The sequence below is a fragment of the Alkalibacterium thalassium genome (assembly GCF_900101165.1).
Lineage (GTDB): Bacteria > Bacillota > Bacilli > Lactobacillales > Carnobacteriaceae_A > Alkalibacterium > Alkalibacterium indicireducens.
In genome coordinates, this window is sequence record NZ_FNFK01000082.1 from 1 (window position 1) to 6,801 (window position 6,801).

Below are 6,801 nucleotides of genomic sequence, written 5' to 3' on the forward strand. Positions count from 1 at the left end.
GTGGTTATCTCTAGATTAAGGGTCTTCTTTCTTTTTGTCTACTTTAATTTCTTGCCCTACTATTTTACTTTCCGACAACTATTTTACACATAGCCACTCACGCACTTCCAAATCATCCGGTTTCAATTCAAGGTAACGTCTGGCCGTATTAATAAAGCCCGCTCTATCTCCATCTTCACGAAGGAATACGGCATAATCTTTCAGGAAGTCAGCATTGTCACTCAGATAAACAGCTGCTTTATCATAGTATCCTCTGGCTTCTTCAAATGCTTCTTCTTCGTTATAGGCAATGGCCGCATACCAGAACAGCTGCGGGTCTTCTTCTCCGCTCTCAAGGACCGGTTCAAACACGGCAAGTGCTTCTTCAAAAGCCTGCTGCCCGAAGAGGACTTGCACATACTCCAGAATCATTGTGATATTATCAGGGTCAAGCCCGATTGCTTCCTGATAAAACTGACGTGACTTGTCTAAATCTCCAAGAATCTTGGCTGCTTCTGCACCCATCGCATACAAGGAGGCATTCTGCCGGTCGTAAAAGAGTCCTTCTTCCACTTGTTCCAGCGCACGTTTTTCATCAGCCAGTTCAAGAAATCCTTTGGCCAGATAACTGTAGACTGACGTATAACTCGGGTCCAGTTCCTTCACTTTAAAGAAATAACTGTTTGCCGTATCGTAATCCTTTTTCTGGAAATACACAAGACCGAGCTGGAAAAGATGATCGCTCGTCTCCTGCAGCTCAACAGCTTCTTTTAAGTAGTCTACAGCAGAATCCAAGTCCCCAATCGCTGCATAAGCATTTCCCAGACGCCCATTGAGACTGGTCCCGGCAAATTCAATATGGTTCTTGACGATCAGTTTTTCGTAATGTGTAATGGCTTCTTTATACTTTCCACTGGCAAAAAGCAGTTCTCCCAGTGCAAAATCGATCACCGGTTCTTCAGGCAGCAGAGTTCTTGCTTCTTCAAGCTTCTGTCTCGCTACTTCAGGCAAGTCCAGCACTTGATAGTAGTCCGCTGAAACCAGAAGCGCCTGGACATAATATGGACTGTCCTTATCTACTTTTTCGATCCACTCAAAAGCTTCCAGTTCATTGCCTTCTTCGATCGCTATCTCAGCCAAGGTCAGTTTCAGCCCCTCTTCATCGGGATGTGCTGTCAGCAGATGCTGAACAACCTGCTTCGTTTCGTTTAAAAATCCCAGATCGAATAATGTTTCAACTAATGCAAACAAATCTTCATCCGAATCGTCTGCAATTGCCTGATCCAGCAGATGTTCTGCCTTTTCAAGTTCTTCGTTCTGAAGTGCATCGATCATTTCTTTTGAGTACGACATCCTGGCATCCCTTCTTTCCTGTCTCTTTTTAATATCTTATCATATCTAAAGGTTGATTTACTATATCAAAAAACAGTTCAAACCAGGTAAGGGTTCAAACTGTTTCTCAAGTTACTGTACACTGTCTGTATGATAGTACACGTCAATTAGAACGCTTCCGCTCAGCACGTCTTCGCTTTCTCTCTGATAGGAGAGCTGATAGCTGTTTAAGAGTCGGTCCTGCTGATTCATGGTGACCAGCATACCTCTAATATTAGAGGCTTCTGAGCTTTCGAATTCAACCTGATAAACCGTTTGAACATAACGGTCATTGAGTCCTTCTAAAGGCTGCTCGTCGTTCAGGCGTGAGATTTGACGCAGTGTGACGTCATTTGACTCTGTCGCAGACTGGATCAGAACAATAGCTTCGTTGATCGTTTCACCTTCAGGAATAAAGCGCAACGAGTCAGCATAAGCCTCTTCCAGCTCATTAAGATTTTGTTCAGACGGAGGGTAAGCATTCAGGAGGGTATCCTGCTCACTCATGAACAGGTGTGGTTTGGCTTTAAATAACATAATGATTCCTCCAGAAGGTCTTCAAGTCAGTCAAATAAATTATTAAAAAACTGTTCAAAACAAGGAAATATACCAGCCGATCAGTGGTTCTCCAATGAAGAAGACAGTCAATGCCGCCAGCCCGATATATGGCCCGAAAGCGATACGAGACTTCCTGCCGAGGCGTTTGACCTTCATTGTAATGAGCCCCCCTATACTGCCGAACAAAGTAGAAAGGAAGAATAACAACAGAAAGTGATATAATCCAAAAACAAAACCAAATAAGGTAAAATACTTCAGATCACCAACACCCATGCCGCCTTTAGAGACTAAGATAATTATCAGGACGAGGATGAAGGCGACGGCTGCTCCGATACCTGACATGTAAATAGGGTTAAGCGGAAAGAACAGACGGTAGATCAGAAACAGCGGACTGAAAAAGATCAGGAGCTTATTTGGTATCCGTTTGTATTCAATGTCCGATACAGTTATCGGAATAATTAGACTGATCAGTAGGAGGCCCAGAACCATTCGGTTAGTGAATCCGAAGAAAAAGTAATTTAATGCAAATAATATGCCGGTCGCCAGTTCGATCAGTGGGTAGATTAGAGAGATGTGTTCACGGCATCCTTGACACTTACCTTTTTGTATAATATAGGAAAAAACCGGGATCAGCTCTTTCCAGCTAAGTGTCCGCTGACACGTATCACAATATGACCGTTTTTCACTGAAAAGGGACTTTGCAGGAACTCGTAGACCCACCACGTTGAAAAACGAGCCGAAGATCAAGCCATACAAAAAGAAAACCACTATAAAAAATATGTCCATTATTTACTCCTATGTAGTAAGACCTAAAAGAGTTCGAAGGCGCTCAGTAATTTTTATTAAGACCAAATCTCCTGCCTGTCGCCCATGAAGCTCATTGATGATTCTGAATCGATCAATATCCAGCATAAATATGGCTACTTCCACGTCAGCATCTCTTGTCGTATGTAAAGACAAGCGTTCCTGGAAATCTTTCATTAGTTTCACTCTGTTCGGAAGCTTTGTAAGCATGTCGAACTATTTGACTTGATTCAACTCATTTTCTTCTCTATTACCTGTATCCGCTCAGTTTTCTTCCCTCTAGATGAAAACAGCTTGTTTTTCAGTTTCTGAACCCAGCCATTAGCCGTAGCTTTTTCATTCTAATCGTCTGGAAACTTAAGAGGATCACTTACGATTGAATAAATGTATGGTGTGGCTTGAAACAGTTTTTAGTTGCAATAAACAAGATGCCAGCGCAATTCACGTAAATAAATATTCGACATAAAACGAGTTATTCACTTGTCCCTTCATAATTTCAGTGCCCCATCTAGGAATGATTATCATACGATTCTGTGCTCCATTTATATAATCAGCTCAGCAGCTCTATAATTATGCAGTTTAATACGTCTTTTATATAACTAGGTATAGATAGTTTATCATACTTTTATCATTAAATATCTAGATAAACATTCTTTTTATAATCAAGAGTGTTGTATCATTAAATAACAAGCGATATTTGTCGGTTTCTCAATAAATATAAAGATTGAACAGTTTCTTACTTTTAGTGAAAAATGATCAAAAAACCCATATTCTGCCTTTAACTGGCAAAAAATGGGTTTTTATTATTCTATTCTGATAGGAACAAATAAAGATGTTGACTATTTAATCCTGAACCCATCTAGAACCTTTTTTCGCATAGCCTTCAACCGCATAAATCTGATTTTCCTCATCAAAGAGCTGTCGTTCGAGCAGTGTGTTCTGTCTCAGCTCAACCAGCCAGTCTCCACGTTCGCTGGGAATACTGAGCTGATAATGGACCATCTGTTTTTTGATTTCCTTTTCAATTGCATGTCTCAATATTTCGACATCTTCAGGATCGCGTGCTGAAATCGTGCAGTTCGGAAAGAGCGTAGTTTGCGCAGGGGATTCCAGCAAATCTTTTTTGTTGTATACCGTCAGCATCGGGATCAGGTTCATGCCCAGTTCATCAAGCAGTTCCATAACCGTTTCCTCATGGGCTATGATATTTTCTGCAGATGCATCAACGACATGTAATAGCATATCCACTTGCTTGGATTCTTCGAGTGTCGACTTGAAAGCTTCGATCAGCTGAGTGGGCAGCTCCTGGATAAATCCGACCGTATCCGTCAGTGTAATCTGCATGCCTGAGGGGAGCTCACTTTTCCTGGTCAACGGATCGAGTGTCGCAAACAGCTGATCTTTTTCATACGTCTCCGCTTGAGTCAGCTGGTTTAAAAGCGTTGATTTACCGGCATTTGTGTATCCGATCAGACCAATCTGAAACACGTTACTGTTTTTACGCTGTTCCCGGCTGCGCTCACGGTGAGCCGCAATTTTCTTCAGTTCCTTACGTATCTCTGTCATCTGTCTCTGAATGTGTCGGCGGTCAGTTTCCAGTTTCGTTTCCCCTGGACCTCTTGTTCCGATTCCTGCACCTAGACGGGACATGTTTTCTCCCTGACCAGCCAATCTAGGCAGAATATAAGCCAGTTGTGCCAGTTCGACCTGCAGTCGCCCTTCCTTACTCTGGGCTCTAAGGGCAAAAATATCAAGAATAACTTGGATCCGGTCAATGACTTTAGCGTCAACTTCTTCCTGAATATTTCTTACGTGACTGGGTGAGAGTTCCTGGTTGAATACAATCGTCTGGGCTTCCAGTTCATCTGTCAGATGCTTCAGTTCATTAACTTTTCCTTTTCCGATTACTGTTTTATGATCGATCCGTTCTCTTTTCTGAGACAGTCTAGCAACGACTTTTCCTCCGGCATTTTCAACAAGCTGCTCAAGCTCATCGAATGAATAACGGAAGGTATCTTCTTCATTCTGCTTTTCTATGCCGACGATGATGACTTTTTCATATGTCTGTTCTTGTTCCATTTAATCACTTCCTATATGGTCTTTTATCTGCATGTTTAATGTATCGATCATTTCGGGATGTTCAATGAGATCAGCCCACTGATCTATCTCAAAGCGATTTCTGAACCAGGTCAACTGCCGCTTGGCATAGTTTCTGGAATGCTGCTTGATCATATCGACTGCTTCTTCTAGCGGCATACTTCCTTCAATATACGGAATCAGTTCTTTGTAGCCGATCCCTTTCAAACTCTGAGCATCTTCTGGTACACGCCTGATCAGCTCTTCCGCTTCATCGAGCAGACCGGACTCTATCATCAGATCCACCCGTCGATTGATTCTGTCGTAGAGTACAGCTCTGTCCGTAGTCAAACCAATGACAAATGCATCGTACAAGGGTTCTTTCTTTTTTTCCGACTGATATTTGGAAAAGGGCTGACCTGTTTCGTGAATCACTTCAAGCGCTCTAATCACGCGTCTGACATTGTTTGGATGAATCTGTTCAGCCGAAGCAGGATCCTTTTCCCTAAGCTTCTCGTGCAAAGATTCTCTACCATATTCACGGGCCAGCCTGTCCATTTCGTCTCTGAATGCCTGATTCGGTTTCGCTTCACCGCCATGACTGATATCAAACAGAAGAGATTCGATATATAAGCCGGTCCCTCCTATAATGATCGGAAGCTTGCCTCTTTTGGTGATCTCTCTTATTTTCTGAGATGCGGCTTCTTTAAAATCCGACACACTAAAAGGGTCTATAGGGTCTTTGATATCGATCAGATGATGCGGAAGACCTTCCGCTTCCTCTTCAGTTACTTTTGCCGTACCGATGTCCAGACCTTTGTAGACCTGCATCGAATCTCCGTTGATCAGTTCACCATTGAATGTTTTTGCCAGTTCAATACTTAACGCCGTTTTTCCCACTGCTGTCGGTCCGACGATCACAATTATCTTATCTTTCACACTATTCCTCCGCGATCTGTTGTGATTCAAGTATAGCATACGTCAGAGGAAAATTTAAAAGGAGTCCATTGCTGAATAAAGCTTTTATAGTGAAATAAAATGGACTATTGAATGGATGGAGTTTATGGGGATTGTTTCTTTTGAACTATACTAAAGAATGATCAAAAAGGTAGTTCAGCACTAGAAAAAGCACTGAATTAAACTCATCTGAAATCAAGTATAGTTCAGAGGGTAAGAAGATGGATGAACTACAGTTTACCAGGAAAAAATAGAGTTCACATTGAAAAGTACTGATAAACTCAAGTCCATATAAAAAACCAGAGTAAAAGGAAGCCTCATTTATAGACTTTCTTCTGCTCCGGTCATTATCGGTTAGGCATTCACAAAACTTCTGCAGGCATCAGCACAGGCAAAGCAGGCTTTTGCACATTCCTGACAGTGGTCATGATCGTGCTGCTCACATTCTTTTCCGCAGGCCTGACAGATCGTTCCGCATAGTGAAACCAGGTCGTTTCTCAAAGACCCTTCTCTTCCACTGAAAGACAGAACCATCTGGCAGATATCTGCACACTCACGGTCCAGACGGATACACTCTCTCATCATATCAAGGTGTTCTTCTTTCAGGCAGGCGTCAAAGCAGTTATTACATGCCTGCATGCATTCATATGTCGCATCCATCACTTTTTTTAATTTCTCATCCATCTTCTCCCCTCCTCCTGTATCAGAGTAATTACCAATTTTTTTGTTTTTTCGTGTTGTTTTAATGCAACTATCGTTGCTCTATCAATTAAAATACAAAAAGGCACCTCTTCCCCCCTTAATCTGATAAAATGAAGTTCACTAAAAACAAACATTCATCACTTAAGGAGTGAAAAGAGATGCCTAATCTACTTCAGATTATCATGTATTTAGTTAATAAAATCAAGTGGCAAAACAGTTTAATTCAACTTTTAAACGATTATATTACTTGGCTTGAAGATGCGGGTGATCGACCACCTAAAGGGACCGATATCACAAAGCTTGATTACAACAAATTGACCCTTGATGACCCACCGAAAGTTGTAAAGATTGAAC

At 41.8% G+C, this 6,801-nt stretch carries 8 protein-coding genes; 1 reads left to right on the top strand and 7 read right to left on the bottom strand.

All coding sequences use genetic code 11. The annotated features are described in order from the left end of the window. Positions 1–78 precede the first annotated feature (78 nt). From BLR76_RS10835 to BLR76_RS10865, 7 genes are all read right to left on the bottom strand, one after another. Positions 79–1,332: a tetratricopeptide repeat protein gene (locus BLR76_RS10835; protein WP_091268847.1), complete on the bottom strand. Its 1,254-nt coding sequence runs from the start codon at positions 1,330–1,332 to the stop codon at positions 79–81. Positions 1,333–1,443: 111 nt separating this feature from the next. Continuing rightward, positions 1,444–1,887, bottom strand: coding sequence for a hypothetical protein (locus BLR76_RS10840; protein ID WP_091268849.1), 444 nt, complete (start codon positions 1,885–1,887; stop codon positions 1,444–1,446). Positions 1,888–1,941: 54 nt separating this feature from the next. Then, positions 1,942–2,694, bottom strand: a complete 753-nt coding sequence (locus tag BLR76_RS10845; protein ID WP_091268851.1) for a prepilin peptidase — start codon at positions 2,692–2,694, stop codon at positions 1,942–1,944. A gap of 9 nt (positions 2,695–2,703) precedes the next feature. After that, positions 2,704–2,922, bottom strand: a complete 219-nt coding sequence (locus tag BLR76_RS10850; RefSeq protein ID WP_091268853.1) for a diguanylate cyclase domain-containing protein — start codon at positions 2,920–2,922, stop codon at positions 2,704–2,706. 633 nt (positions 2,923–3,555) lie between these two features. Beyond that, positions 3,556–4,791: a GTPase HflX gene (hflX, locus tag BLR76_RS10855; protein ID WP_091268855.1), complete on the bottom strand. Its 1,236-nt coding sequence runs from the start codon at positions 4,789–4,791 to the stop codon at positions 3,556–3,558. Then, a complete protein-coding gene (gene miaA, locus BLR76_RS10860) occupies positions 4,792–5,766 on the bottom strand; it encodes a tRNA (adenosine(37)-N6)-dimethylallyltransferase MiaA (protein WP_091268857.1) in 975 nt (324 codons plus the stop codon). Positions 5,767–6,099: 333 nt separating this feature from the next. After that, positions 6,100–6,429 carry a four-helix bundle copper-binding protein gene (locus tag BLR76_RS10865; protein WP_091268859.1) on the bottom strand — a complete coding sequence of 110 codons (330 nt, stop codon included), beginning with the start codon at positions 6,427–6,429 and terminating at the stop codon, positions 6,100–6,102. A 176-nt stretch (positions 6,430–6,605) separates the two neighbouring features. Here BLR76_RS10865 and BLR76_RS10870 point away from each other — a divergent pair. Beyond that, positions 6,606–6,801: hypothetical protein (locus tag BLR76_RS10870; RefSeq protein WP_143009251.1), on the top strand; the 196-nt coding region annotated here is incomplete at its 3' end.

Bases quoted from the DNA above. Each gene is read 5' to 3' on its own strand.
- BLR76_RS10835 (WP_091268847.1), bottom strand. From the start codon at position 1,332: ATGTCGTACTCAAAAGAAATGATCGATGCACTTCAGAACGAAGAACTT.
- BLR76_RS10840 (WP_091268849.1), bottom strand. From the start codon at position 1,887: ATGTTATTTAAAGCCAAACCACACCTGTTCATGAGTGAGCAGGATACC.
- BLR76_RS10845 (WP_091268851.1), bottom strand. From the start codon at position 2,694: ATGGACATATTTTTTATAGTGGTTTTCTTTTTGTATGGCTTGATCTTC.
- BLR76_RS10850 (WP_091268853.1), bottom strand. From the start codon at position 2,922: ATGCTTACAAAGCTTCCGAACAGAGTGAAACTAATGAAAGATTTCCAG.
- hflX (WP_091268855.1), bottom strand. From the start codon at position 4,791: ATGGAACAAGAACAGACATATGAAAAAGTCATCATCGTCGGCATAGAA.
- miaA (WP_091268857.1), bottom strand. From the start codon at position 5,766: ATGCTATACTTGAATCACAACAGATCGCGGAGGAATAGTGTGAAAGAT.
- BLR76_RS10865 (WP_091268859.1), bottom strand. From the start codon at position 6,429: ATGGATGAGAAATTAAAAAAAGTGATGGATGCGACATATGAATGCATG.